The sequence below is a fragment of the Actinotalea caeni genome (genome assembly GCF_009733795.1).
Taxonomy (GTDB): domain Bacteria; phylum Actinomycetota; class Actinomycetes; order Actinomycetales; family Beutenbergiaceae; genus Pseudactinotalea; species Pseudactinotalea caeni.
Genome location: NZ_WNXX01000002.1, coordinates 210,993 through 235,514, shown reverse-complemented (window position 1 = coordinate 235,514; position 24,522 = coordinate 210,993). Strand labels below are relative to the sequence as shown.

The 24,522-nt window shown below is 74.4% G+C and carries 31 protein-coding genes; 29 read left to right on the top strand and 2 right to left on the bottom strand.

Features of this window, described 5'->3' with window-relative positions; all coding sequences use genetic code 11:
* Positions 1-73: 73 nt before the first annotated feature.
* From fliD to csrA, 28 genes are all read left to right on the top strand, one after another.
* Positions 74-1,462, top strand: coding sequence for a flagellar filament capping protein FliD (gene fliD / locus GPA02_RS02990; RefSeq protein ID WP_156198360.1), 1,389 nt, complete (start codon positions 74-76; stop codon positions 1,460-1,462).
* 19 nt (positions 1,463-1,481) lie between these two features.
* Positions 1,482-1,907, top strand: a complete 426-nt coding sequence (gene fliS, locus GPA02_RS02985) for a flagellar export chaperone FliS (RefSeq protein WP_156198359.1) — start codon at positions 1,482-1,484, stop codon at positions 1,905-1,907.
* On the top strand, positions 1,907-2,215 hold the full coding sequence (locus GPA02_RS02980) for a hypothetical protein (protein ID WP_156198358.1): 309 nt from the start codon (positions 1,907-1,909) through the stop codon (positions 2,213-2,215). Before fliS ends, GPA02_RS02980 begins: the two co-directional genes overlap by 1 nt.
* Positions 2,216-2,401: 186 nt before the next feature.
* Complete coding sequence (locus tag GPA02_RS02975) at positions 2,402-2,743, top strand: flagellar basal body rod protein FlgB (protein ID WP_156198431.1); 342 nt, start codon at positions 2,402-2,404, stop codon at positions 2,741-2,743.
* Complete coding sequence (locus tag GPA02_RS02970) at positions 2,743-3,132, top strand: flagellar basal body rod protein FlgC (RefSeq protein WP_156198357.1); 390 nt, start codon at positions 2,743-2,745, stop codon at positions 3,130-3,132. The genes GPA02_RS02975 and GPA02_RS02970 overlap by 1 nt, the downstream gene beginning before the upstream one ends.
* A complete protein-coding gene (gene fliE / locus GPA02_RS02965; protein WP_156198356.1) occupies positions 3,132-3,431 on the top strand; it encodes a flagellar hook-basal body complex protein FliE in 300 nt (99 codons plus the stop codon). The genes GPA02_RS02970 and fliE overlap by 1 nt, the downstream gene beginning before the upstream one ends.
* Positions 3,431-5,026: a flagellar basal-body MS-ring/collar protein FliF gene (fliF, locus tag GPA02_RS02960; protein WP_156198355.1), complete on the top strand. Its 1,596-nt coding sequence runs from the start codon at positions 3,431-3,433 to the stop codon at positions 5,024-5,026. Before fliE ends, fliF begins: the two co-directional genes overlap by 1 nt.
* A complete protein-coding gene (gene fliG / locus GPA02_RS02955; protein WP_240133836.1) occupies positions 5,023-6,054 on the top strand; it encodes a flagellar motor switch protein FliG in 1,032 nt (343 codons plus the stop codon). The genes fliF and fliG overlap by 4 nt, the downstream gene beginning before the upstream one ends.
* Positions 6,044-6,658, top strand: coding sequence for a FliH/SctL family protein (locus tag GPA02_RS02950; protein ID WP_156198354.1), 615 nt, complete (start codon positions 6,044-6,046; stop codon positions 6,656-6,658). Before fliG ends, GPA02_RS02950 begins: the two co-directional genes overlap by 11 nt.
* Positions 6,655-7,989 carry a FliI/YscN family ATPase gene (locus GPA02_RS02945; protein WP_156198353.1) on the top strand — a complete coding sequence of 445 codons (1,335 nt, stop codon included), beginning with the start codon at positions 6,655-6,657 and terminating at the stop codon, positions 7,987-7,989. The genes GPA02_RS02950 and GPA02_RS02945 overlap by 4 nt, the downstream gene beginning before the upstream one ends.
* Positions 7,986-8,414 carry a flagellar FliJ family protein gene (locus GPA02_RS02940; RefSeq protein WP_156198352.1) on the top strand — a complete coding sequence of 143 codons (429 nt, stop codon included), beginning with the start codon at positions 7,986-7,988 and terminating at the stop codon, positions 8,412-8,414. Before GPA02_RS02945 ends, GPA02_RS02940 begins: the two co-directional genes overlap by 4 nt.
* Positions 8,411-9,130 (top strand): C40 family peptidase, encoded by a 720-nt coding sequence (locus tag GPA02_RS19415; RefSeq protein ID WP_275689709.1) that lies wholly within the window; start codon positions 8,411-8,413, stop codon positions 9,128-9,130. The genes GPA02_RS02940 and GPA02_RS19415 overlap by 4 nt, the downstream gene beginning before the upstream one ends.
* Positions 9,127-10,299, top strand: a complete 1,173-nt coding sequence (locus GPA02_RS02930) for a flagellar hook-length control protein FliK (protein WP_156198350.1) — start codon at positions 9,127-9,129, stop codon at positions 10,297-10,299. Before GPA02_RS19415 ends, GPA02_RS02930 begins: the two co-directional genes overlap by 4 nt.
* A gap of 10 nt (positions 10,300-10,309) precedes the next feature.
* Positions 10,310-10,732, top strand: a complete 423-nt coding sequence (locus tag GPA02_RS02925) for a flagellar hook assembly protein FlgD (RefSeq protein WP_156198349.1) — start codon at positions 10,310-10,312, stop codon at positions 10,730-10,732.
* Between the two features lie 23 nt (positions 10,733-10,755).
* Positions 10,756-11,928 carry a flagellar hook protein FlgE gene (locus GPA02_RS02920; RefSeq protein WP_156198348.1) on the top strand — a complete coding sequence of 391 codons (1,173 nt, stop codon included), beginning with the start codon at positions 10,756-10,758 and terminating at the stop codon, positions 11,926-11,928.
* A gap of 137 nt (positions 11,929-12,065) precedes the next feature.
* The gene (locus tag GPA02_RS02915; protein ID WP_156198347.1) at positions 12,066-12,353 is read left to right on the top strand and encodes a flagellar FlbD family protein; all 288 of its coding nucleotides are present in this window, start codon (positions 12,066-12,068) and stop codon (positions 12,351-12,353) included.
* A complete protein-coding gene (locus GPA02_RS02910) occupies positions 12,353-13,126 on the top strand; it encodes a motility protein A (RefSeq protein ID WP_156198346.1) in 774 nt (257 codons plus the stop codon). The genes GPA02_RS02915 and GPA02_RS02910 overlap by 1 nt, the downstream gene beginning before the upstream one ends.
* Entirely contained in the window at positions 13,123-13,932 is an 810-nt protein-coding gene (locus GPA02_RS02905; RefSeq protein WP_162457687.1) for a flagellar motor protein MotB, read from the top strand. Before GPA02_RS02910 ends, GPA02_RS02905 begins: the two co-directional genes overlap by 4 nt.
* A gap of 110 nt (positions 13,933-14,042) precedes the next feature.
* Entirely contained in the window at positions 14,043-14,942 is a 900-nt protein-coding gene (locus tag GPA02_RS02900; RefSeq protein WP_156198344.1) for a flagellar motor switch protein FliM, read from the top strand.
* Positions 14,939-15,619 (top strand): flagellar motor switch protein FliN, encoded by a 681-nt coding sequence (gene fliN / locus GPA02_RS02895; protein ID WP_156198343.1) that lies wholly within the window; start codon positions 14,939-14,941, stop codon positions 15,617-15,619. The genes GPA02_RS02900 and fliN overlap by 4 nt, the downstream gene beginning before the upstream one ends.
* Positions 15,619-16,065: a FliO/MopB family protein gene (locus GPA02_RS02890; RefSeq protein ID WP_156198342.1), complete on the top strand. Its 447-nt coding sequence runs from the start codon at positions 15,619-15,621 to the stop codon at positions 16,063-16,065. The genes fliN and GPA02_RS02890 overlap by 1 nt, the downstream gene beginning before the upstream one ends.
* The gene (fliP, locus tag GPA02_RS02885; RefSeq protein ID WP_156198341.1) at positions 16,062-16,928 is read left to right on the top strand and encodes a flagellar type III secretion system pore protein FliP; all 867 of its coding nucleotides are present in this window, start codon (positions 16,062-16,064) and stop codon (positions 16,926-16,928) included. The genes GPA02_RS02890 and fliP overlap by 4 nt, the downstream gene beginning before the upstream one ends.
* 2 nt (positions 16,929-16,930) lie before the next feature.
* The gene (gene fliQ, locus GPA02_RS02880; RefSeq protein WP_156198340.1) at positions 16,931-17,206 is read left to right on the top strand and encodes a flagellar biosynthesis protein FliQ; all 276 of its coding nucleotides are present in this window, start codon (positions 16,931-16,933) and stop codon (positions 17,204-17,206) included.
* A 4-nt stretch (positions 17,207-17,210) separates the two neighbouring features.
* Positions 17,211-17,972, top strand: a complete 762-nt coding sequence (locus GPA02_RS02875) for a flagellar biosynthetic protein FliR (protein ID WP_156198339.1) — start codon at positions 17,211-17,213, stop codon at positions 17,970-17,972.
* Positions 17,972-19,108 carry an EscU/YscU/HrcU family type III secretion system export apparatus switch protein gene (locus tag GPA02_RS02870; protein WP_156198338.1) on the top strand — a complete coding sequence of 379 codons (1,137 nt, stop codon included), beginning with the start codon at positions 17,972-17,974 and terminating at the stop codon, positions 19,106-19,108. Before GPA02_RS02875 ends, GPA02_RS02870 begins: the two co-directional genes overlap by 1 nt.
* A gap of 63 nt (positions 19,109-19,171) precedes the next feature.
* Complete coding sequence (locus GPA02_RS02865; protein WP_240133848.1) at positions 19,172-21,178, top strand: flagellar biosynthesis protein FlhA; 2,007 nt, start codon at positions 19,172-19,174, stop codon at positions 21,176-21,178.
* Positions 21,150-22,052: a hypothetical protein gene (locus GPA02_RS02860; protein ID WP_156198336.1), complete on the top strand. Its 903-nt coding sequence runs from the start codon at positions 21,150-21,152 to the stop codon at positions 22,050-22,052. Before GPA02_RS02865 ends, GPA02_RS02860 begins: the two co-directional genes overlap by 29 nt.
* A 33-nt stretch (positions 22,053-22,085) precedes the next feature.
* Positions 22,086-22,361, top strand: coding sequence for a carbon storage regulator CsrA (csrA, locus tag GPA02_RS19410; RefSeq protein WP_156198335.1), 276 nt, complete (start codon positions 22,086-22,088; stop codon positions 22,359-22,361).
* 33 nt (positions 22,362-22,394) lie between these two features.
* Here csrA and GPA02_RS02850 read toward each other — a convergent pair whose 3' ends face one another.
* Positions 22,395-22,742 (bottom strand): hypothetical protein, encoded by a 348-nt coding sequence (locus tag GPA02_RS02850; RefSeq protein WP_156198334.1) that lies wholly within the window; start codon positions 22,740-22,742, stop codon positions 22,395-22,397.
* 383 nt (positions 22,743-23,125) lie between these two features.
* Between GPA02_RS02850 and GPA02_RS02845 the strand changes: the two genes are divergently transcribed.
* Positions 23,126-24,079, top strand: coding sequence for a hypothetical protein (locus tag GPA02_RS02845; RefSeq protein WP_156198333.1), 954 nt, complete (start codon positions 23,126-23,128; stop codon positions 24,077-24,079).
* A gap of 30 nt (positions 24,080-24,109) precedes the next feature.
* Here GPA02_RS02845 and GPA02_RS02840 read toward each other — a convergent pair whose 3' ends face one another.
* Positions 24,110-24,505 (bottom strand): hypothetical protein, encoded by a 396-nt coding sequence (locus GPA02_RS02840; RefSeq protein ID WP_156198332.1) that lies wholly within the window; start codon positions 24,503-24,505, stop codon positions 24,110-24,112.
* Between the last annotated feature and the right edge of the window lie 17 nt (positions 24,506-24,522).

Here is a 24,522-nt window from a genome sequence, read left to right as displayed (position 1 = left end):
GCCCGGGGCCGGGCCGGGAGTCTCCCGCTCGGCCCTGGGCGCGACCCGTATCCACGACCAGGAGGACCCACCGATGAGCTTCGGCATCGACGGCATCGTCAGCGGGCTGGACACGACCGCCCTCATCAACGCCCTCGTCGCCGCCGAGGGCGGCACGCAGCGGCAGCTCGTGGCCAAGCGCACCTCCGCCGAGAGCCTCATCACGGCCTGGCAGTCCCTCAACACCAAGGTGGCAACGCTCACGACCAAGGTGGGCACGCTCACCGGTGCCGCGCTGCAGCCGCGCACCGCGACCTCGACCAGCACCGCCGTCACCGCGACCGCCGAGGCCGGCGCCACGACCGGTGAGATCTCGCTCGTCGTCACCCGGCTCGCACAGACCCAGTCCTCGGTGACGGCGGCGATGACCGCGTGGCCGACCGACCCACCGGTGCTGACCGTGCGGAGCGCCGACGGCACGCTCACCGAGATCACGGCGGCCACGACGAGCCTGGACGACGTCGTCCGCGCGCTCGGCTCCGCCGACGCCGGCGTCCGCGCCTCGAAGGTCGCGACCGGCACCGACCCCGTCACCGGGCAGCCGACCTACCGGCTGCAGCTGACCGCCACCGCGTCGGGCGCGGCCGGCGCCTTCGAGGTGTTCGCCGGCACCGCGGCCGAGGTCGGGGCCGGGACGGCGCCGGACCTGTTCGCCGCACCCGGTGCCGCGCACGTGCGCGCCGCGCAGGACGCCGCGGTGACGCTGTGGGCGGGCACGGCCGCCGAGCAGGAGGTCACCTCCGCCACGAACACCTTCGCCGACCTGCTCGCCGGGGTCGACGTCACCGTCGGCGCGGTCACGTCCGAGCCGGTCACGGTCGCCGTCGGCTCCGACGCCGAGGCTCTCGAGACGACCGCCGCCGACCTGGTCGAGTCGCTCGCCGCGATCTTCGCCGAGATCGCCGCGCGGTCGCGGCTGAGCACGACGACCGCCGCGGACGGCACGACCGTCGTCACCGGCGGGCTCTTCGCGGGCGACTCCGCCGCGCGCGACACGGCCGCCCGCCTGCTCGGTGCCGCGACCGACCCGGTTGACGGACGCTCGCCCTCGGAGATCGGCATCGAGATCACGCGCGACGGCACCGTCGAGTTCGACGCCGCCAGGTTCCGGGAGGCGCTCGCGACGGACCCGGCCAGGGTCGACGCGACGCTGGCGGCCGTGGCCGCTCGCGTCGCCGCTGCCGGCCAGGCGGTCTCGGACCCGCGCGACGGCACGCTCTCGAAGCGGATCAGCGGCCACCAGGAGCAGGTCAAGGACATCGGGACCCAGATCGCCGACTGGGACCGCCGCCTGGCGGCCAAGCGGGACACCCTGCAGCGGCAGTTCACCGCCATGGAGGTCGCGCTGTCGCGGCTCCAGGCGCAGCAGTCCTACCTCACCTCCCAGCTCGCGGCCCTCGCCGCGCAGACGAGCACGCGCTGAACCGGAAGGACCACTCACCGTGTCGACACTGAGCAACGCCCGCGCGTCCTACCTGGCCGACCAGGTGCTGTCCGCGTCGCCGGCGCGGCTGCTGACGATGCTCTACGACCGGCTGCTGCTCGACCTCGCGCGCGCGCAGCAGGCACAGCAGCGCGAGGACTGGACCGGCGCCTCCTCCCACCTCGTGCACGCCCAGCGCATCGTCACCGAGCTGATGACCACGCTCGACCTCGACACGTGGGAGGGCGCGCGCAACCTGCACGCGATCTACTCCTACGCGCTGACCCGGCTCGTCGAGGCCAACGTCGACCGGGACGCGACGATCACCGCCTCCCTCGTCGAGCTGCTCGAGCCGCTGCGACAGGCCTGGCACGAGGCGGCGCAGAGCACCACCGCTGCGCCCGCGGCCGCGGCCGTGACCGGCGGCGCGCTCGCGGTCGGCTGATGGCCGACGACGACGCGCGCCTCCAGGCGTGGCACCGGCTCCTCGACGACCTCGCCGCTGAGGCGGCAGCGCTGCGCGCCGAGGGCGGCTCCCCCGCGGCCCCGGCGGGCGCGTGGCGAGCACCCGCCGACCTCGGGCCGCTGCCCGGCGCGCTGGCGGCGCGGGCACGCCGGGTGCTCGCAGCGCACGAGGCGGCGATCGCCGCCCTCGGCGAGGCGAGGGAGCGTGCCCGCCGGCACCTCGACGCCGTCGCCGCCGTGCCGGGCTCGGGGACCGCCGGACCGGTCTACCTCGACGTCGCGGGCTGAGCCCGCGACCCAGCGGGTGCGCGCCCGACGCCGAGCGCACACCGCGCTCAGACAAAGTGTCTAGACATCGGTTGACGCTTCCTGCTTACATCGGCGACGCGGCGGCCGACAGAGGCTGACGAGCACGGATCGCTCCCAGCACAGGCCACGGATTGGCTCGACGTCGATGTGAAGTGGACCTTTGTCGTGCTGCAGTCGGTGACCTCCCTGGCGATCGCCAGCGCGCTGGACGGCCTTGCCGCCCGGCAGCGCGCGGTCGCCTCCAACATCGCCAACGTCAATACGCCCGGCTACACCGCGCGGCGGGTGTCGTTCGAGGACGCCATCGCGCGCTCGGTCGCCGCCGGTGACGGCCGAGCCGTCGCCAGCGAGGCGCGCTCGCTCGAGCCCACCCGGCTGGACGGCAACAACGTCAACCTGGACACCGAGACGATCTCGAGCATCGACACCGTGCTGCGGTTCCAGTTCGCCGCGCGCGCCGCCGACGCCCCGTTCAGCGCCCTGCGCACCGCGATGAGGACGAGCTGATGGCCTTCGACGCGATCGGTGTCGCCGGCACCGGCCTGACCGTGCACCGCAAGTGGCTCGACGCCATCTCGGACAACATCGCCAACGTCAGCACCGCGGCGGCGACCGACGACGAGGCGTTCCGCGCCCGCTACGTGGTGGCGACCGAGGGCGCCGAGGGCGGCGTGTTCGTCCAGGGCGCCGCGTGGGGCGACGCCGAGGGCCGGCTGGTCCACGAGCCCGACCACCCGCTCGCCGACGAGGACGGCTACGTCCGCTACCCCGAGATCGACCTGGGGTCGCAGATGGCGCAGCTGATCCTCGCGCAACGCGGCTACCAGGCGAGCGCCGCGGTCGTCGACCGCGCCAAGGACACCTACACCGCGGCCCTGCAGATCGGACGAAGCTGATGCCCCTCTCCCCCGTCGGCGGCGTGAGCGCCGTCGCCCCGCTGCCCAAGAGCGCTCCCGAGCGCACGCAGCCGACGAGCGGCGCCTTCGGCGCGTCGCTGACCGGCGCTCTCGAGGAGCTGCAGGCGCTGCACGGCACCGCGGACGCGCTCGCGGTCCGCGCCGTCACCGGCGACCTCACCGACATCCACCAGGCCACCCTGGCCGCGACCCGCGCCCAGGTCACCCTCGAGCTCGTCGCGACCATGCGCAACAAGGGCGTCGACGCGTTCAACGAGATCATGAGGATGCAGGCCTGATGGCGGCACGTCTCGGTACCTGGTGGAGCCGCCTGTCGACCTACGTCGGCGGCTTCACGCTCGCGCAGCGCACGCTTGCCCTCATCGGCATCGCCGTGCTCGTGCTGGGCTCGGTGGCGCTGTCGTCCTGGCTGGCGCGGCCCTCGCTGGCCCCGCTCTTCACCGGGCTGTCCGCGGCGGACGCCAACAGCATCGTCGACCAGCTGCGCACCAACGGCGTCCAGTACGAGCTCACCGACGGCGGCTCGACCGTGCTGGTGCCGCAGGACGAGGTCTACGACCAGCGGCTGCAGGCCGCTGCCGCGGGGCTGCCGTCGTCGTCGACCGACGGCTACTCCCTCCTCGACGACATGGGCGTGACGACCAGCGAGTTCCAGCAGCAGGTCACCTACCAGCGCGCGCTCGAGGGCGAGCTCGCCGCGACCATCGGCGCGATGGCCGGCGTGCGGACGGCGTCGGTGCGGCTCGCGATCCCCGAGGAGACGGTCTTCGTCTCCGAGCGGACCGAGCCGACGGCGTCGGTGTTCGTCGAGACCGAGAACGGCGTCACGCTCTCGACCGACCAGGTCCAGGCGATCGTCCACCTCACCTCGGCCGCGATCGACGGCATGACGCCGACGGGCGTCGCGGTCGTCGATGCCGCCGGCACCGTGCTCTCGGCGGTCGGGCAGGGCCCGACCGGCACGCCCGACAAGCAGGCCACCGACTACGAGAAGCGCGTCGCCGGGCAGGTGCAGGCGATGCTCGACCGGGTGCTCGGCGCGGGCAGCTCGACCGTCGTCGTCAACGCGCAGGTCTCGTCGGAGTCCGCCGAGCGCGTCGAGGAGACCTACTCCACGCCCGAGGGCGCGCCGGCGCACTCCTCCTCGACCACCACCGAGACCTACACGGGCGGCGGTACGGGTGGCGGTGCGGCGGGCGTGCTCGGGCCCGACAACATCGCGGTGCCCGACGGCGAGGGCGGCGACGGCGAGTACTCGGCCGAGTCCGAGGTGCTCAACAACGCGCTCAACGCCACGACGCAGACGACCGTCATCCCCGCCGGCGCCCTCGTGCGCCAGTCGGTGTCGGTCGCCGTCGACTCCGGTGCCGCTGCCGGGCTCGACCTCGAGGAGCTGACCGCGCTGGTGGCGACCGCCGCGGGCGTCGACGCCGAGCGCGGCGACGTCGTCACGGTCAACGCCGTCGCGTTCGACACCTCCTCGGCACAGGCCGCGCAGGAGGCGCTGGCCGCCGCCGCGGCCGCCGAGGAGGCCGCCCAGCGTGCCGAGCTGCTCCGCACCGGTCTGATCGTCGGGGCCGGTCTGCTGGTCGGGCTGCTCGGTCTGGTCGTCTACGCCCGCCGCAACCGGCGGCAGGCACGCGAGGAGCTCGACATCGGCCCGGCGACCATCGAGCCGATCGAGGACGAGCCCGAGCCCGCCGAGCTGCCGGGCGGCGAGGACGTGCTCGAGCTGCCGCCGCCGCCGTTCCTCGACTCCGAGCCGGCCGACCTCGACCGCAAGCGGTCGGAGCTGGACGCGCTCGCGACGCACGACCCCGACCAGCTGGCCGAGACCCTCCGCGGTCTCCTCGCCGAGAGGACCCCGCTGTGACGGTCGCGACCGTGCAGGGCACGGGCAGCCTCACCGGCGTGCAGAAGGTCGCGCTCACCCTCATGCAGCTCGACAAGGACAACGCCGCGGCGCTGCTGTCCCGGTTCAGCGAGACCGAGGCCGCCGAGATCACCGCGGCGATCATGCAGATGCAGCGGGTAGCGCCGGACGTCGCCGACGCCGCGATCGCGGAGGTGCACGACGCCGCCGTCACCGGGCGCTACCGCACCCGCGGCGGCAAGGACATCGCGCTCGGTCTGCTCGAGGCCTCGCTGGGCAGCGAGCGCGCCGCCGGCGTGATGTCGCGGGCCGAGACCACGATGGCGGGCCAGCAGTTCGACTTCCTCGACGGCGTCGAGAACCACCACGTCGTGCAGATCCTCGAGGCCGAGCACCCGCAGACGATCGCCCTCGTGCTCGCCCACCTGCGGCCGCAGCGTGCCGCGGGACTGCTCGCGGCGCTGCCGGAGCAGGTGCGGCCCGACATCGCGCGCCGCATCGCCGCGACGCAGTCGCCCAGCCCCGAGGCGGTCGCGGTGGTCGCCGACGCGATCCGGCAGCGCACCGGCGCGGTGCTCGCGGCCAAGGACCCGTCGGAGGCGGTCGGCGGGCTGCCGCCGCTGGTCAACATCATCAACCACAGCGACAAGCGCACCGAGACCTCGGTGCTCGACGGCCTCGACGAGCTCGACCCCGAGCTCGCCGAGCAGATCCGCTCCCAGCTGCTGACGTTCATGGACGTCGTGCACGTCGACGACATGGACCTGCAGCGGGTGCTGCGCGGCGTCGACGCCACCGTGCTGGCGGTCGCGCTCAAGGGCGCGCCGCAGCCGGTGGTCGACAAGGTGCGGCAGAACATCTCCGCGCGCAACGCCGAGCTGCTCGACGAGGAGATGGCGCGCCCGGTGCGGCTGCGCTCCTCGCAGGTCGACGACGCCCGGGCCGAGGTGGTGTCGGTGATGCGGGAGATGGAGGCCGCCGGCGAGCTCGTGGTCAACCGCGACGGCGAGGACGGCTATGTCGACTAGCGCCACCACCTCGACGGCGACCACGGTGCCGCTGCTGCCCGCCATCACGACCGGTCGGGCGTCCGACGCCGTCACCGAGGCGACCCGGCGTGGCCACGCCGCCGGGTACGCGGCGGGGCTGCGGGAGGCCGCGCGCACCGTCGCCGAGCGGCGCGAGCAGCTGGAGGCCGAGCACGCGCGCGCGATCGAGCAGGTCCGGCAGGAGTGTGCGCGGGCGCTCACCGCCCTCGGCGCCGCTGCCGCGCAGCTGCGCGCCCGCGAGGTCGCCACGGTCCGCGACGCGCAGGACGTGCTCGCCGCCGCCGCCCTGGACCTCGCCGAGGCGCTGATCGGTGTCGAGCTCGCCGACGGCGAGACCTCCGCCCGCGCTGCGCTCACGCGTGCGCTCGCCGACGTCGACGCCGAGACCGTGCGGGTGGTCCGGCTCAACCCGGCCGACCTGCGTCACCTCGACCCCGCGACCGCGGGCGTGCGACTGGTCGGCGACCCGAGCGTGCCGGTGGGCGACGCGGTCACCGAGCTCGACCACGGCGTGCTCGACGCCGCGATCGGGTCCGCCCTGCGCCGCGCGCGAGCGGCGCTGCTGGGGACGGTCGACGCATGACCGCGACGACGTACCGCCCGCACGCCGACCGGTTCGCGCGCGCCCTCTCGCTCGCGCGACCCGAGCGGGTGGGCGTCGTCACCGCCGCCGTCGGCCTGGGTCTGGAGGTGACGGGCCTCGACGCCGGGGTCGGCGAGCTCGTCACCGTCGGCGAGGGCACGCACGCGGTCGACGTCGAGGTGGTCGCGGCCACCGGCGACGCCGTGCGGTGCATGCCGCTCGGACCGGCCGCCGGCCTGCGCGTCGGCGCACCCGCACGTGCGCGGCACCGCGGCGTCGTCGTCCCCACCGGGCCGGGCCTGCTCGGCCGGGTGCTCGACGGCCTCGGCCGGCCGATCGACGGCGGGGGGCCGGTGGTCACGGACCGCCACGTCCCGATCGCCCGGCAGGCGCCGTCGGCGCTCGAGCGCAACCGGATCAGCGAGCCGCTGCAGACCGGGGTGCGGGTCCTCGACACGCTCACGACGATCGGCCGCGGCCAGCGGCTGGGACTCTTCGCCGGGTCGGGCGTCGGCAAGTCCTCGCTGCTGTCGATGATCGCGCGCGGCACCGAGGCGCAGGTCTCGGTCATCGCGCTCGTCGGCGAGCGCGGCCGCGAGGTGCGGGAGTTCCTCGAGGACGACCTCGGCGAGGAGGGTCTCGCGCGGTCGGTCGTCGTCGTCGCCACCGGCGACGAACCGGCGCTGATGCGGCTGCGCGCGGCGTTCACCGCCACCCGGGTGGCCGAGGCCTTCCGGGAGGACGGCGCCGACGTCGTGCTCATGATGGACTCGCTCACCCGCGTCGCGATGGCGCAGCGCGAGATCGGGCTCTCGGTCGGCGAGCCGCCCGCGACCCGCGGCTACCCGCCGTCGACGTTCTCGCTGCTCGCGCAGCTGCTGGAGCGCGCAGGCACCGACGCGCACGGCTCGGTCACGGGTCTGTACACGGTGCTCGTCGACGGCGACGACCACAACGAGCCGGTCGCCGACGCGACCCGGTCGATCCTCGACGGCCACGTCGTGCTCGACCGCCGCCTCGCCGTCGCGGGCCACTTCCCCTCGGTCGACGCCCTCGGGTCGGTCTCGCGCCTCGCGTCGCGCGTCACGACGGCCGAGCAGCGCGAGGCCGCCACCCAGCTGCGCCGTGTGATGGCCGCCCAGCGCGCGGCGCAGGACCTGCTCGACGTCGGCGCCTACAAGGAGGGTGCGAACCCGCTGGTCGACGCCGCCGTCGCCCACGGTCCCGACATCGCCGCCTTCCTCACCCAGGGCATGGACGAGCGGGCGCCCGTCGCCGAGTCCTGGGAGCACCTGTTCCGCCTCGTCCACCAGCTCGGAGGTACCCGATGACCTCGTTCCCCCTGGCCGGGCTGCTGCGCCTGCGGCGGCTCGAAGAGGACCAGGCCGCGGCCACCCTGTCGCGCGCCCACGCACGGCGGCGCGAGCTCGCGCGCCGCGCGGACGCGATGATGATCGACCTCACCGACACCACCCAGGCACCGGTGGGCCGCAGCACGCTGCTCGCGCTCGCCGCGGCGCGCGCCTCCGCCAGCGCGCTGCTCGGCGAGCTGCGCACCGAGCAGGAGGTCGCCGCCGCCGCGCTCGCCACCGCGCAGGAGGAGCACCGCGCCGCGCGCGCGACCACCACCACGATCGAGAAGCTCGAGGAGCGCCACGACCAGCAGGTCGCCGCCGAGGAGCTGCGGCAGGAGCAGGTCGGGCTCGACGAGACCGCGACGCGTGCGTGGGCCGCCGACCGGGACGGCCGGCCGTGAGCATCGGGGCGATCACCGAGCGCATCGGGCGGATCGAGGCGACGCTGGCACAGCTGCGCCCGGCACCGCCGGTCGTCCTACCGACCGCGCAGACCGAGCGGACCACGACCGGCGGCGCGCTCTCGACGAACCGGACCGCAGGCACCTTCGCGACCGAGCTCGCGAGCGCGCTGGCGGCAACGGGACCGGCCACCGCCACCTCCCCCGGCACGACGAGCGCGAGCGTGCCGACGGTGCCGACTCTGTCGTCGGTGCCGGCTCTGCCCGCTCTGCCGACGGCCACGGGCGGCGTCACCGGCGACGACGTCGTCACCGCCGCACGCGCCTACCTCGGGGTGCCGTACGTCTGGGGTGGCGAGTCGCTCGCCGAGGGCGGCTTCGACTGCTCCGGGCTGGTCCAGCACGTCTTCGGCGAGCTCGGCGTCGACCTGCCGCGCACGGCGCGCGAGCAGATGCGGTCCGGCGACGCCGTCGGCTCGCTGGCCGAGGCCCGGCCCGGCGACCTGATCGTCACCCGGGGCGGCGGCCACATCATGATCTACATCGGCGACGGCCGGGTGCTGCACGCGCCCCGCCCCGGGCAGGACGTCCAGATCCGGGAGCTGTTCGAGACCGACGCCGACATCACCGCCATCCGCCGCGTCGTGCCGCCCGGCGGCGGCACCGACCTCCTGGCCGCCGCCGCGCGGACCGCGCTGACGGGAGCCTCCGCATGACGATCCCCGTGACGACGCCCCCGGCACACCCGGCCCCGGCTCGTGGCACCGAGCGAGCCGGCAGCGGTACGGGCGGGGCGACGTCGTTCGCCGCCCTGCTCGGCGCGCTGACCGCGCCGACCGAGCCCACAGAGCCCACAGAGCCCACCCTGCCCACCGTTCCCACCGTCCCGGGCGTCCCCGGCACGCCCGAGGACGCGGCGGCCGCGGTGCCGGCGATGCTCCTCCCGGCGGTCGGCACGCTGCCGGACGGCCCGGTGCCGTCCGACCCGGCACCCGACGCCACCGCTGCCCTGCCGGAAAGCCAGGACACCGCCGAGACGCTCACCGGCCCGCCCACGGCCGCCGCGACGCCCGTCCCCGTCGACCTGGTCGGCCCGGCGCTCGGCGCGGACGGACGCACCGGCACGCACGAGCAGGTCGACCCGGACCCGTCGGACGGCGCGGGTGTGGCTCTGTCCGACGGCGGCCTCGACGGCGGCACCGCGACCACGACCAGGAGCCCCGCGACCCCCGCGGCAAGCCCTGCCGCGGCGGCGGCCGCTGCCCCGGGCCCCGCCGCACCCGCGGCCGACGGCACCCCGCCGCCGGTCGAGCGCCGGCCGGTCGCCGTCGGGCAGCTGCCGGTGGCCGAGACGCGCGCGGCGGCACCCGACGTGGTCGCACAGCCGGCACCCGTTCCGCTGCCCGCCACGGCCCCGACGACGACCGGCGCACCGGCCGCGACCGAGCCGCCCGTCGCGCCCGCACCGCTCGCGCACCAGCTCCGGGCGGGGCTCGCCTCGTTGCGGTCCGCACCCGCAGGTGATCACACGCTGACGCTGTCGGTCGCGCCCGAGCACCTCGGCCCGGTCACCGTGCGCGCCCACATCGGCGCCGACGGCGTACGGATCGAGCTGTTCGCGCCCGACCTGGGGCGGGAGGCGCTCCGCGCGATCCTGCCCGACCTGCGCCGCGACCTCGCCGTCGGCGGGCTGCAGGGCGCGACGCTCGACGTCGCGACCCAGGACCTGCCCGGCGGCCAGGCCGAGCCCCGTGGCGGCGCGGAGCCCGGCCGCGGCACGAGCGCGCGCGCCCCCGGCCACGCCACCCCGCCGCCCACGCCGGCACCAGCCCCCACCACGCACCCCGCGACCGCCCGCACCGGCGGTCTCGACATCCTGCTCTGAGAGGACTCCCGTGCCCATCGACCCCGTCGTCTCGGCCGGCCCGAGCACCGCTGCCCGGCCGGGCACCGTCGCCGCGCCCAAGCAGAGCCTCGACTCCGAGGTGTTCCTGCAGCTCCTGGTCACCCAGATGCGCAACCAGGACCCGTCCGCCCCCATGGACACCACCCAGATGATCTCCCAGACCACCGAGCTCGCCAGCATGGAGCAGCTGACACGGCTGACCTCGCTGACCGAGGAGTCGTTCTCGCTCCAGATGCGGCAGGTCGCCGCCGAGCTGCTCGGACACCGGGTGACCTACACCGACGCCGACGGCCAGGAGCAGTCCGGGCTCGTCGAGAAGGTCTCCTACGCGGGCCCCGTGCCGACCGTGACGGTCGGCACCGAGCTCGTCGCCCTCGACGCCGTCTCCGGCGTCATCCCCGCCACCGCCTGAGCCCGACACGAAGGACAACCACCATGCTGCGCTCGCTCACCTCCGGCATCACCGGGCTCCGCGCCCACCAGCAGATGCTCGACGTCACCGGCAACAACATCGCCAACGTCAACACCACCGGCTTCAAGGCCGCCCAGGTCCGGTTCCAGGACACGCTCTCGCAGCTCGTCGAGAACGCGAACGGCCCGGCCCAGCAGTCCGGCGGCACCAACCCCGCCCAGATCGGCCTGGGCGTGCAGGTCGCCGGCATCGCGACGAACTTCACCCAGGGCGCGCCGCAGCCCACCGGCCGCGCCTCCGACATGATGATCAGCGGCGACGGGTTCTTCGTCGTGCGCAGCGGCAACGAGACGCTCTACACCCGCGCCGGCGCGTTCGACTTCGACGCCCAGGGCCGGCTCGTCACCTCCGACGGGGCGTTCGTCCGCGGCTGGGCGGCCGTCGACGGCGTCGTCAACCCCAACGGCCCGCTCGCCGACATCACGCTCCCGGTCGGCGCGATCGCCGCCGCCGAGCGGACGACGTCGGTCACGCTCGGCGGCAACCTCCCCGCCGACGCCGAGGAGGGCACCACGCTGGTCCGCGACGTGGAGGTGTACGACGACCTCGGCAACGCGCGCCGGCTGTCGCTCACCTTCACCCGCACCGCCGCCGGCTGGACCGTCGGCGGCACCGACGGCGCCGCCACCACCCCGGCGCAGCCGCTGACGTTCACCGACGGCGCCCTCACGGGCGGCGGCACGCTGACGGTCGGCGGCGTCGCGGTCGACCTCACCGCGGTCACCGGCTACGCCGACCTCAGCACGCTCGAGGTGACCGGCTCCGACGGCCGCGCCGCCGGCGAGCTCGAGTCGTTCACGCTCGCCCCGGACGGCACGCTCATCGGGTCGTTCTCCAACGGCGTCAAGGAGCCCGTGGCACGGATCGCGCTCGCCGCGTTCACCAACCCGGGCGGTCTGGAGAAGGCCGGCGGCTCGACCTACCGGGTGTCCGCCAACTCCGGCGCCCCGCAGCTGGGGGTGCCCGGCGACAACGGGCTGGGCAGCCTCGTCGGCGGCGCGCTGGAGATGTCGAACGTCGATCTCTCGCAGGAGTTCACCAACCTGATCGTCGCCCAGCGCGGCTTCCAGGCGAACAGCCGCATCATCACGACGTCGGACCAGGTGCTCGACGAGCTCGTCAACCTCAAGCGCTGAGCCCGCGACGGCCGGCGTCGGTCCCGCAGGGGCACGACGCCGGCCGTCGGCGCGTCCAGGCACGTCGCGCCGGCTTACGGGAGGCCCCCGCGAGCCGACAGTGGCAGGCGAGACACACCTCCAGACAGGACCCCGCCATGATCCACCTCACGCGACTGAACGCCAGCGCGTTCGTGATCAACCCCGATCTCGTGGAACGGATCTACGCGAACCCCGACACGACCCTGGTCATGGTCGACGGCACGACGTTCATCGTCGCCGAGACCATGCACGAGGTGATCGACCGGATCATCGACTTCCGTGCCGCCGTCGTGGCCCGGGCGCGCGACCTCCCGCCCGCCTCCCGGCAGCTCGGCCTCGTCCCGCGACCGCCCAGCCCGTCCGCGACGCCGCGTGCGCTGCGGCCCGTCGAGAAGGACGCGTAGTGGACCCCGCAGCGATCATCGGCATCCTCCTCGCCTTCGGGGCGCTCTTCGGGATGATCACCCTGGAGGGCACCCACCTCGAGGCGCTGCTGCTGCCGGCGCCGATCCTCCTGGTCGTGGGCTCGACGATCTTCGTCACCGTCGCGGGCGGCACCATGGCCGACGCGAAGCGCGCGGCCCTCGGGCTCGTGCGCGCCTTCAAGGGCAAGCCGATCCCGCCCCGGCGCACCATCGACTCCCTCGTCGGGCTCGCCCAGCAGGCGCGCGACCAGGGCCTGCTGTCGCTGGAGACCGAGCTGGCCGAGACCGACGACCCGTTCCTGCGCGACGCGCTGCAGGCGATCGTCGACGGCGTCGACTCCGAGGACCTGCGCGCCACCCTCGAGGACCAGGTCGCCACCAAGGCGGCGCAGGACCGGCAGCAGGCGAAGTTCTTCTCCGACGCGGGCGGTTACGCCCCCACGATCGGCATCGTCGGCACCGTGGTCTCGCTCGTGCACGTCCTCGAGAACCTGGCCGACCCCTCCAGCCTGGGCCCTGCGATCGCCGCGGCGTTCGTCGCCACCCTGTGGGGTGTCATGACAGCGAACTTCGTCTGGCTGCCGCTCGCGAACCGGCTCAAGCGCCTCTCGGCGCTCGAGGTCGATCAGATGAACCTCGTGATCGAGGGTGCGCTCGCGGTGCAGTCCGGGTGCCAGCCCCGCGTGCTCGACGAGCGGCTCAGCGCGCTGGTGCCCGCGCCCAGGTCGAAGCCGGCCAAGGAAGCGGCGTGAGCCCGCGCCGGCCGGCCTCGCGCGGCCAGGACCACCACGACGAGGGCGGCCACGACGAGCGGTGGCTGGTGTCCTACTCGGACATGATCACGGTCCTCATGGCGCTGTTCATCGTCATGTTCGCGATCTCCAGCGTCGACCAAGGCAAGTACAACGAGCTGAAGAACGCCCTCTCCACCGGGTTCGGCACCGTCGAGACGGGCAAGGTCGACCCCGCCGGGCCGCTCACGACGGCCGACGCCGCCGCCGAGCCCGCCGAGCCCGCGGAGGAGGCCGGCGACATCGAGCTCGCGATCGCCGAGGTCGCCGAGCTGCGCGCGCTGCAGAGCCAGATCGAGAGCGCGCTGGCCGAGCACGGCCTGTCCGACGCCGTCCGCGTCACGCTCGACGACCGCGGTCTCACCATCGGGCTCGTCACCTCCGAGATGTTCTTCGAGCCGGTCGACGCCGACCTCACCGCGCGCGCCGAGCAGGTGCTCGACGTCATCGCCCCGGCCGTCGTGGCGTCCGGGTTCGCCGTCTCGGTCGAGGGGCACGCCGACGCGATCGCCGAGACCTCGCCGTTCCCGACCAACTGGGAGCTCTCGGCGACCCGCGCCACGCACGTCGTGCGGTACCTCATCGACTCCGGCGGGATGGCGGCCGACCGCATCCTCGCGACCGCCTACGGGTCGTCGCGGCCGCTGGCCCCGGGCTCGGACGCGGAGTCGCTCGCGATGAACCGGCGTGTGGACATCGTCGTGCTGTCGGACGCCCCGGACGCCGTCCGGCTGCTGATCCCGGAGGTGCTGTCGGCGGGCGCCTGAGCGCGGCTGCCGCCGACCGGGCGCGCCGCACCCGCCGCTGCCGTCGACGCACCGAAACGTCTATACACCGATCGCTTACATCCGCACCTGCCGCGCCGACAGTGGCAGGTGTGACAGCCACCATCGCGCCCACGGAGCCCGTCTCCGGCGAGCCGGTGCCCTACGACTTCCGTCGGCCCACGGCGCTGGCGCGCGAGCAGTCGCGCGTGCTCGAGGTCGCGTTCGAGACCTTCGCGCGGCAGTGGGGCACCCAGCTGACGGCCAAGGTCCGGGTGCGGGCCGCCGTGCAGCTCGACGACGTCCGGCTGCTCACCTACGACGCGTGGACCGCCGCGCTGCCGACGCTCACGACGATGGTGCTCGCCGAGCTCCCCGACCAGCCCGCCGCTGCCGTGGTGCAGGTCCCGACCGGGGCCGCGCTCGCCTGGGTCGGACACATGCTCGGCGCGCCCGCCGAGACCGCCGAGGCGCCTGAGCGCGAGCTGACCGGCATCGAGCAGACCCTCGTGCGCCGCCTGATGGCCGACACCCTCGTCGACCTCCAGTACTCGATGGGCCCGACGCTCATGCCGGCGCCCCCGGTCGTCCAGGCGCTGCGGTTCAACGCCCAGTTCGCCCAGGCCGCCGGCCCGAGCGAGCAGATGGTCGTCGCGACCTTCACCGTCACCTACGGCGAGCGCACCTGCGCTGCGTCGCTCGCGCTGCCCGCCGACGCCGTCCTGCCGCTGCTGGGCGCCGACGGCGCGCTGGCCACCGACGCCGACTCGGCCGACCGCATCACCGCAGCCGTGCTCGACGTCCCCGTCGAGGTCGCGGTGCGGCTCACCCCGATCGGCGTGCTGCCGCGCACGATCCTCGACCTCCGCGTCGGCGACGTCGTCCCGATCCCCCACGCCTCCGACCGGCCGCTCGAGGTCGCCGTCGACGACCAGGTCCTCGGCTCCGCCGCGGTCGGGGCGTCCGGCTCCCGGCTCGCCTGCGTCGTCGTCACCACCAAGGAGAAGCCTTGAGCACCGTCCTCGTCACCCCGTCGCTCACCCGCGAGGCCGCGACGGCCACCCTCCCGCTGCTGCCGGTCCCCGCGGTCGAGGTGCGTGAGCGCGACGCCGGCCGGCCCGCCCCCGACGGCGAGGCGCACGTGGCCACGTTCGTCGGCGCCTGCTCGGCCGACGTCGCGATCGCGCTGACGGCGCCGATCCCGACCGACGGCGCCGTCACCACCGGCGACGTGCTGCGCCCCGCGCTGGAGGCCGCGACCGCCGCCCTGGGCGCGGGTCTGCTCGGCGACGTCACGCCGTCGGACGCGAGCAGCCTGCTGAGCGCACCCGACACGGTGATCTACGACCTCCTCGGCCCCGGCCAGGAGGTCGTCGGCTGGTTCGCCGTCCGGGTCCGCGACACGGGACCGCGCCGCAGCGCCACGAGCGCGGCGCCCCGGCTCTCCCGGATCTCCGACGTCGAGATGACGCTCACCGTCGAGATCGGCCGCACCCGCATGAGCGTGCGGGACGTGCTCGACCTCGAGCCCGGCGGCGTCATCGAGCTCGACCGCTCCGCGGGCGCGCCCGCCGACCTGCTGCTCAACGGCCGCCTGATCGCCCACGGCGAGGTCGTCGTCGTCGACCAGGACTACGCGATCCGGGTCACGCGCATCCTCGACGCCGGCGGCAGCGAAGACGACGCCTGATGGACGCCGTGCTGCTGGGCCTGCGCGTGGTCCTCTCGCTCGGCGCGGTCCTCGCTCTCATGGTGCTCGTGCAGCGGCGGGTCGCCCGCGGTGGTGGGCGCCGGCGGCCGGGCGACCTCACGGTGGTCGCTCGACAGGGCGTGGGCGGCAAGGCGCAGGTGGTGCTGCTCGACACCGGCGGGCAGCGGTTCCTGCTCGGCGTGACCGAGCAGCAGGTGAGCGTGCTGCACACGAGCGACGCGCCGGCCGCCGAGTTCGCGACCGCGCTCGCGACCGCCGACGCCGAGACGGCCGGCGGCGAGCCCGCCGGCACGACCACCACCTCGCTCGCGCCGGTGCCGCCCGGCGGCCCGGACCCGCACGGCCGCGTCGCCGGCTCCCTGCTCGACGTCGACACCTGGAGGACGGCGCTGCGCGTCGTCACGGGTCGGCGCGACGCAGCATGAGCGTCGCCGCCGCGCCCCCGGCGCGGGCACGACGCCTCGCGCTGCTGGTGCTCGCGGTGCTCGCCGGCGTCGCGCTCGTCACGCTGCTGACCGCGACCGGGGCGCTCGCCGACACGCAGGACCCGGCCGGCCCGGTGGCACCGACAGACCCGACCGCACCCGTCGACCCCTCCGCCCCGGCGAACCCCGGCGGCGCGGGCGTCGCGGTGTCGATCAACGGCCCGAACGACGCCCCGAACGGCGCGATCGTCACGCTGCTCGCGGTCACGGTGCTCGCGGTCGCGCCGTCGCTGCTGCTCATGCTGACCTCGTTCACGAAGATCTTCGTCGTGCTCGCGCTCACCCGGAACGCGCTCGGCCTGACGACCGTGCCGCCCAACCAGGTGCTCGCCGGGCTGGCGCTGTTCCTGTCGATCTTCGTCATGGGCCCGGTGCTCGGCAGCATCAACGACGTCGCGCTGCAGCCGTTCCTCGACGGCGACATCACGATCAGCACCGCGGTCGAGCTCGGCAGCGCACCGCTGCGGGAGTTCCTGCTCGCTCACACGCGCGAGGAGGACATCGCGCTGATGACCCGCGCCGCCGGCATGGACAACCCCGCGGAGGCCGCGCTGACGCCGATGGGCACCCTGGTGCCGGCGTTCATGATCTCCGAGCTGCGCGCGGCCTTCGTCATCGGCTTCGTCGTGTTCGTGCCGTTCCTCATCATCGACCTCGTCACGTCCGCGGCGCTGATGAGCATGGGCATGATGATGCTGCCGCCGGTCATGGTGAGCCTGCCGTTCAAGATCCTGCTGTTCGTGCTCGTCGACGGGTGGGGCCTGATCATCACCGCGCTCGTGACCTCCTACCAGGCGACCTGACCGTGGACACCACCGCCGTCCTCGACATGGCCGTCTCCGGGCTGGTGCTCGCGGCCAAGCTCTGCCTGCCGATCCTCGTCACCGCGCTCGTCGTGGGGTTCGGCATCTCGCTGTTCCAGTCGATGACGCAGATCCAGGAGATCACGCTGTCGTTCGTGCCCAAGGCGGCGGCGGTGGCGGTGGCGCTGCTCGTCAGCGGGCACTGGATGGTCTCGGAGCTGGTCGCGTTCACGCACCTGCTGTTCGAGCGCCTGCCGGACCTGCTGAACGGCGGCTGAGCCGATGGAGCTGTCGCTGGACCAGGCCTGGGTGGAGGCCGTGCTGCTCGCGTCGGTGCGGATCGCGGTGTTCCTCGTGATCGCGCCGCCGTTCGCGCACCGCGCGGTCCCCGCGCGCGTCAAGGCGATGCTCGCCGTCGGGCTCGGCCTCGCGGTCGCCCCGGTGGTGACGACCGGCTACGTCTCCCCCGACCTCGGCGGCTTCGTGCTCGCGCTGGTCAACCAGCTCTTCATCGGCGCCGCGCTCGGCGCTCTGGTGGCCGTCGTGTTCGCAGCCGTGCAGGCCGCCGGCGGTCTCATCGACCTGTTCGGCGGCTTCGCGCTCGCTCAGGCCTTCGACCCCGGCATGCAGGTCTCGGGCGCGCAGTTCTCACGGCTGTACCAGCTGACCGCGCTCGTGCTGCTGTTCGTCTCCGACGGCTACCAGCTGATCGTCGCCGGTCTCGCGCGCACCTTCGCGGTGCTGCCGCTGGCCGGCACCCTGCCGGTCGTCGACCCCGCCGCCGCGATGGTCGACGGCGTCACGAGCATGTTCCTCGCCGCCGTCCAGATCGCGGGTCCGATGCTCGTGGTGCTGTTCCTCGCCGACGTCGGCCTGGGACTGCTCAACCGCGTCGCGCCGGCGCTCAACGCGTTCTCGCTCGGCTTCCCGCTGAAGATCCTCCTCACCGTCTCGTTCGCCGCGACCGCGTTCCTCGCCCTGCCGCGCATCGTCGGCTCGCTCGTCGACGACGCGGTCGCGATCCTGCTGGGGGTGGGTGGCTGATGGCCGAGAGCAGCACCGAGGAGCGGACCGAGCAGGCCACCGAGCGGCGGATGAAGAAGGTCCGCGAGGAGGGCCAGCTCTCCCGGTCGCAGGACCTCTCGGCGTGGCTGGGCATCGGCGCTGCGGCTCTCGCGCTGCCGCTCACGCTGCGCCACGGCACCGAGGCGGCCCAGCAGCAGCTCGTCACGGTGCAGCGGGTCGTCGCCGACCCCGACCCGCTGCTCGCGCTCGCGGCGCTGGAGTCCGGGCTGACCTCGCTCGTGGGCACGCTCGCGCCGGTGCTGGTCGCCACCTGCGTCGCCGCCGTGCTCGGCACGGTGGCGCAGGGCAGGGTGCACCTCAAGAAGCTCACGCTCTCCGCCAAGAACCTCGACCTGGTCAGCGGCGTCAAGCGCACCTTCGGCACCCAGGCGATGTGGAACGGCGCGAAGGCGGCGCTGAAGACCGCGGTCGTCGGGCTCGTGCTCGTCGTCGCCGTGCAGGCGCTCACCCCGGTGCTGCTGTCCTCGGGAGGGCTGCCGGTCACGTCCCTGCTGTCGGCGGCCGCCGGCGGTGTCGCGTCGCTGCTGCGCTGGGCCGTGGTCGCCGGCCTCGGCCTCGCCGCGATCGACGTGCTGGTCGTGCAGCGTCGCAACCGCAAGAAGACGCGCATGACGAAGAAGGAGGTCAAGGACGAGCACAAGACCAGCGACGGCGACCCCCTGATCAAGTCGCAGCGCCGCGCCCGGCAGCTCGCGATGTCGCGCAACCGGATGATCGCGGCGATCAAGGACGCCGACGTCGTGCTCGTCAACCCCACCCACGTCGCGGTCGCGCTCCGGTACGAGCCTGGCCGCTCCGCTCCGCGCGTGGTCGCCAAGGGTGCCGGCGTCGTCGCCTCCCGGATCCGCGAGCAGGCGGTCGCCGACGACGTCCCGCTCGTCGCCGACGTGCCGCTGGCCCGCGCCCTGCACGCCGCGTGCGAGATCGGCCAGGAGATCCCGGTCGAGCTCTACGACGCGGTCGCGAAGGTGCTCGCGTTCGTCATGGCGCTGCAGCGACGCGGCGCCCGCACCCCAGGCCGCGTGCACACGCTGCCGACGCCGCGCACCGTCCCGGCCGCCGCCCCGCCCCCGTCCCGCCCCTCGCCCGCCTAGGAAGCCGTCGTGAACCGGAACATCTCGAAGCTGCTCGTCCCCGTCGGCGTGGTCGCGATCATCATGCTGCTGGTCGTGCCCGTGCCGGCGGCGCTGCTCGACGTGCTGTTCGTCGTCAACATCGTCGGCGCGCTGGTCATCCTGCTGACGGCGATGTTCGCCAAGAAGCCGCTGGACTTCTCGGTGTTCCCGTCGCTGCTGCTGGTGGCGACGCTGCTGCGGCTCGGGCTCAACGTCGCCTCGACGCGGCTGGTGCTGCGCGACGGCTACGCCGGCGAGGTGATCGACACGTTCGGCCACATCGTCGTCGGCGGCTCGATGATCATCGGCGCCGTCATCTTCCTCATCCTCGTGGTGATCCAGTTCGTCGTCATCACCAAGGGCGCCGAACGGGTCGCCGAGGTGGGCGCCCGCTTCACGCTCGACGCGATGCCCGGCAAGCAGATGGCGATCGACGCCGACCTCAACGCCGGTCTGATCACCGACGACGAGGCGCGCCGCCGGCGCGCCGACGTCGCGGCCGAGGCCGACTTCTACGGCGCGATGGACGGCGGGTCGAAGTTCGTCAAGGGCGACGCGATCGCGGGCGTCATCATCATCGTCATCAACCTCGTCGGCGGCTTCGCGACGGGCATGCTGCAGCGCGGCCTGTCCGCCGGCGACGCGCTCGACACCTACGCGCTGCTCACGATCGGCGACGGCCTGGTGTCGCAGATCCCGGCGCTGCTGATGGCGGTGGCGACCGGTCTGATCGTCACCCGCTCCAACGCCGAGAGCGACATGGGGACGGCGGCGGGCACCCAGCTGGCCCAGTCCAGGACCGCGCTGATGATCGCCGGCGGCGCGGCGATCGCGATGGCACTCATCCCCGGGATGCCGAAGGTCCCGTTCGTCCTCGTCGGTGGGCTGCTGCTGCTCGCGTCGCAGAAGATCAAGGCCGACGAGGCCGCCGCGGCCGCGGCCGCCGCGCGCGACGCGGCCGCCGCGCAGGCGGGGCCGGTCGCGACCGACGACCCCGAGGCGCTCATCGAGCAGATGCGGGTGCACGCGCTGGAGATCACGCTCGCGCCCGACGTCGTCGACCTCGTCACCGGCGGCGAGGACGACCTCCTCGGCCGCGTCAAGGCGCTGCGTCGCAAGATCGCCATGGAGCTGGGCATCGTCATCCCGCCCGTGCGCACGCGCGACAGCATCGACCTGCCGGCCGGCACCTACACGGTGCGCATCGCGGGCGTCGAGGCCGGTCGCGGCACCGCACCCGCGGGCAAGGTGCTGGCGCTCGGCGAGGACCTCGACACGCTGCCCGGCATCGCGGTCGTCGAGCCGGTGTTCGGCCTGCCCGGCAAGTGGGTGGCCCACGAGATGCGTCACGCCGCCGAGATGGCGGGTGCCACGGTGATCGACCGGGTCTCGGTGCTGGTCACGCACCTGTCGGCGATCGTCACCGACAACGCCGCCCGGCTGCTGACGCGCGAGGACGTGCGGGTGCTGGTCGACGCCGCCCGGCAGGTGTCCCCCGCCGCGGTCGACGAGCTCGTGCCGAACGTGCTCACGCTCGCCCAGGTGCAGCAGGTGCTGCAGGGGCTGCTCGCCGAGCGCGTGCCGATCAACGACCTCACCAGGATCCTCGAGGCGCTCGGCGTCCGTGCCCGGACCTCCACCGAGGTGGAGGGTCTCGTCGAGGCCGCCCGCCAGGCGATCGCGCCCGCGGTCGTCGCCTCCCACGCCGACGACGGCACGCTGCGCGTCGTCACGATCGACCCGGTCCTCGAGCAGTCCATGCTCGAGGGGCTGCGCACCGCCGAGGGCACCTCCCAGATCCTGCTCGACCCGGGCCAGATCGACGCCGTGCTCACCGCGATCACGACCCAGGTGCAGGCGCTGGAGTCCGCGGGCACCGCCGCCGTGCTCGTGTGCGCCCCGGCGCTGCGCCCCGCGGTCACCCGGCTCATCGGCGCGCAGGCGGGCAGGCTGCCCGTGCTGTCCTACACCGAGGCGACCTCGGCCGCCGTCCGGATCGAGACGGTGGGGGTGATCCGCGGTGCCCATGCGCTTTCGGCTCGAGGGTGAGCACCTGGAGTCGCTCAAGGAGCTCGCACGGACGCGCTACCCCGACGGCCGCATCGTCTCCGGCGACCGCGTGCGCACCGGCGGCATCGCCGGGTTCCTGGCGCGCGAGCACTACGAGCTGGTCGTCGAGGTCCCGACGCCCGCGGAACGACGCGTGCCGCAGCGGCCCACCGTGCCGACGCCGGTCGGCCTCGCCGCGCTGCTGGGTGCGGCCGACGCCGCCGAGGACACGATGGCCGGGGCCGACGACCCTGCACCCGGACCCGCGCCCGTCTCGACGGAGTCGCCGCGGTTCGCGGACCTGCTGGAGGCCATCACCAGCCGCGCCGGCGCGCTCCCCGAGCCCGCGGCACCCGCGCACCCGGCCGTGAGCCCGCTCCGCGGTGCGGGCGACCTCGTGCTCGTCCTCGGGCCGCAGCACGCCGCGCGCCGGGTCGCGCGCTCGATGGTCGTGGCGGCCGGCAGGGCCGACGGGGCCGGCGCGGCCCTCCTGCTCGCGGGCACCCTCTCCCCCGACCCGGCGCTGCCGCTGCTCGAGGAGCGCAACCGTGCCACCACCGCTCGCGCGAGCGGGGTGGAGCACGGCCGCCCGACCGTGGTCGCCTACGGGCTGGGCGACTTCGGCGAGGACGTCGGCGCGCACGCGGCCCGCGTGCGGGTGCTGGCGGCCGACCAGGTCTGGCTCGTGGTGGACGCCCGCCTCAAGCCGGCCGACACCGTGCGGTGGGTGCAGGGCGTGCGCGAGCACGTGCTGGTCGACGCCCTCGCGGTGGAGGCGGCGGCGCTCACGAGCAGCCCGGAGTCGGTGCGCGACCTCGGTCTACCGGTCGGCTGGATGGACGGGACGGGCGTCGCCGCCGTGGCCGCTCCGTAGCGGCTTGTCTATACGCGCTGGTAGGGTCCGTGTGTGCTGGTACTGACACGCAGGGTGGGCGAGAAGGTCGTCGTCGGCGACGACGTCACGATCACCGTGCTCGAGGTCCGTCCCGGCGGTGACGTGCGTCTCGGCATCGACGCGCCGTCCTCGGTGCGGATCCACCGCGCCGAGGTGCTCGACGCGATCTCGGCCGCCAACGCCGAGGCGGCGGCTGCCGGCGAGGACACGGCAGCCCTGTTCAGGGCCGCCGTCACGGGCACCGGCACGCCGTCCGACGACGACCGCGGCGCGGGCTCGGGCTCCTAGGGCCGGGGACGTACGCCGGCACCGGCTCCGCGCTCAGGAGGAGCGACGCGGCGCCTTGTAGTGCACGGTCGCGCCGGGCGCGGAGTTCGCGTAGGCGGTCAGCGCCTGGGTGACGACGTCGGTCACGGTGACGCCCTCCATGTCCGCCTTCGCCCGCACGAACGCGAGCAGGCGCGGAGGGAGACGGCACGCCCACGGCACCAGCGGCGCGTCGGCGGGCGGCAGCTCGTCGAGGACCTTCACCTTGGTGCGGCCCTGCGCGATCTGCACGCGCGCGATGCGTCGGGACACACCCAGCGCCTCGTCCGGCGTGATGGGCTCGCCGCCGTAGCGCATCGGCAGCTGCTCCGCCTCGCCGGGCAGCATCGTCTTCGTGGCCATGAGTTCCTCCCGCCGTCGTCCGCGGCGCGGTGGCGCGCAGACCTCGTCTTGACACAAGTCTACCCGCAGCAGGCTCACCCATGACCGGCCCGGCGGGTCCGACCCGTCCTGACCGCCGATCTGCCGCGGAAAAGTCACGTCGGCGCACGCCTCGGTGGCATACCGCACGGTGACGACGCCCGTCGTGACATCCGTCTCACCCGATCGAGGCGCCGGGCCTGTGCAGGGCGCGATCCGCTCGGTATAGTCGGCCGCACCACCGGCCTCGACACACCGAGGCGGCGTGGTGTCGCGGCTGGCCATCGGGGGGTGGCAGGCTGCGTCCCGTGCAGCCGCATCCGCCCACGACGTTCCCCCGCCGCCCGGGAGAGGGCGCTGATGAGATGCTGACCCGCCGCGAGCAGATCCTGCGCGCCTACGCCGGTGTCGAGGACGTCACCGCCAGCGACCACACGATGCCCGACCCGCTCGCGGGTCCGGACCAGGCGCAGGTGCTGTACGAGATGGCCGCGATCCAGCTCGAGCACGTCGCCCGGCGGCTGCCGACCGGCAGCCAGATCCCGTCGTGGGCCGCGGACGCCGAGGAGGAGCTCATCGAGCTGCGGGAGAAGCGCCCTGTGCTCGTCAGGCAGGCGCTCCCCTGGTTCGACGCCTGGTACGACCGGCCGCCGCAGACGCGCACGTCGTTCCTCGACACCTTCGTGGACCAGCTGGCCGCGACGTGGCGGAACCAGCGGTCGATGCGGCAGGGCCCGCTCGGCCTGTTCCTCAACGACTGCGTCGCGAGCGTGCTGCGCCGCCGGCGGGCCTTCTACACCGTGTTCGTGGACGACAGCAGCTCGGTGCAGGCCGCCAAGGCGGTCGCGACCAGGCTGCGCGTCGCGGTGCCCGCGCTCGAGCTGCTGACGATGGACCTCCTGTGGCACTGGCGCGACCAGGTGCAGATCGAGGCCGCGCGCGCAGGTCTGGAGACCGTGCGGATGTTCCGGATCGTGTTCGCGAGCGGCTCCGCCGGTCAGTGGGCGGTGCGCGAGGGCCGGCGACTGCTCGCCGAGGGCGACCGCGGCGTGTTCACGCAGGCGCCGCACTACATCGTGTTCCACCCGCTGTCCTACTGGACGACGTCGCGCTGGGACATCGCCAAGTACGCCGCACGCAACCCGGGCACCGGCATCCTGCTGGAGGCCGACCTGCCGGTCCGGTCGCTGTGGGCGGGTGCCAGCGCGCAGCCGATCTCGTTCGTCGCCTCACCGGTGCCGCCGCGGCCGTCCGACCCGACGTTCCCGCTGGTCTCCGACGCCGAGACGTGGCGGCTCGTGAGCCTCGAGCCGGTCTGACCCGCCTCCCGCTGCGCACGACGGCGCTCGTCAGGGCTCGTCGGGGCGGGTCGCGTAGGCCCGGCCGACGGCGCCCGCCCGCTTGCGCTGCAGGTAGTCCGACGCGCTGACCACCTGGAGCGTGCCGTCCTCCTCCACGCGGATCTCGGTCCGGGAGAAGTCACGGGTGGCGAGCCACGCGACGACGTCGTCGACGGCCCACAGGGGCGTGCTGCCGGCCTTGGACCGCGGCGCGGGCATCGGGGTCCGGGCCGAGCGGTCGTAGTGGTAGGCCCGGATCGTGGCGACCGCGACGCCGGCCAGGGTCGCGATCTCCCTGATCGTCAGCCAGCCCGGGAGCACCGGGGTCACGCGCGGCAGCCCGTCCGTCCGCGCGTCGCCGCCGATCGTCGCCGGCGCCGCGGCCGCGCCGCTGTCCGTCACCACGTGACCTCCGTGTGTCG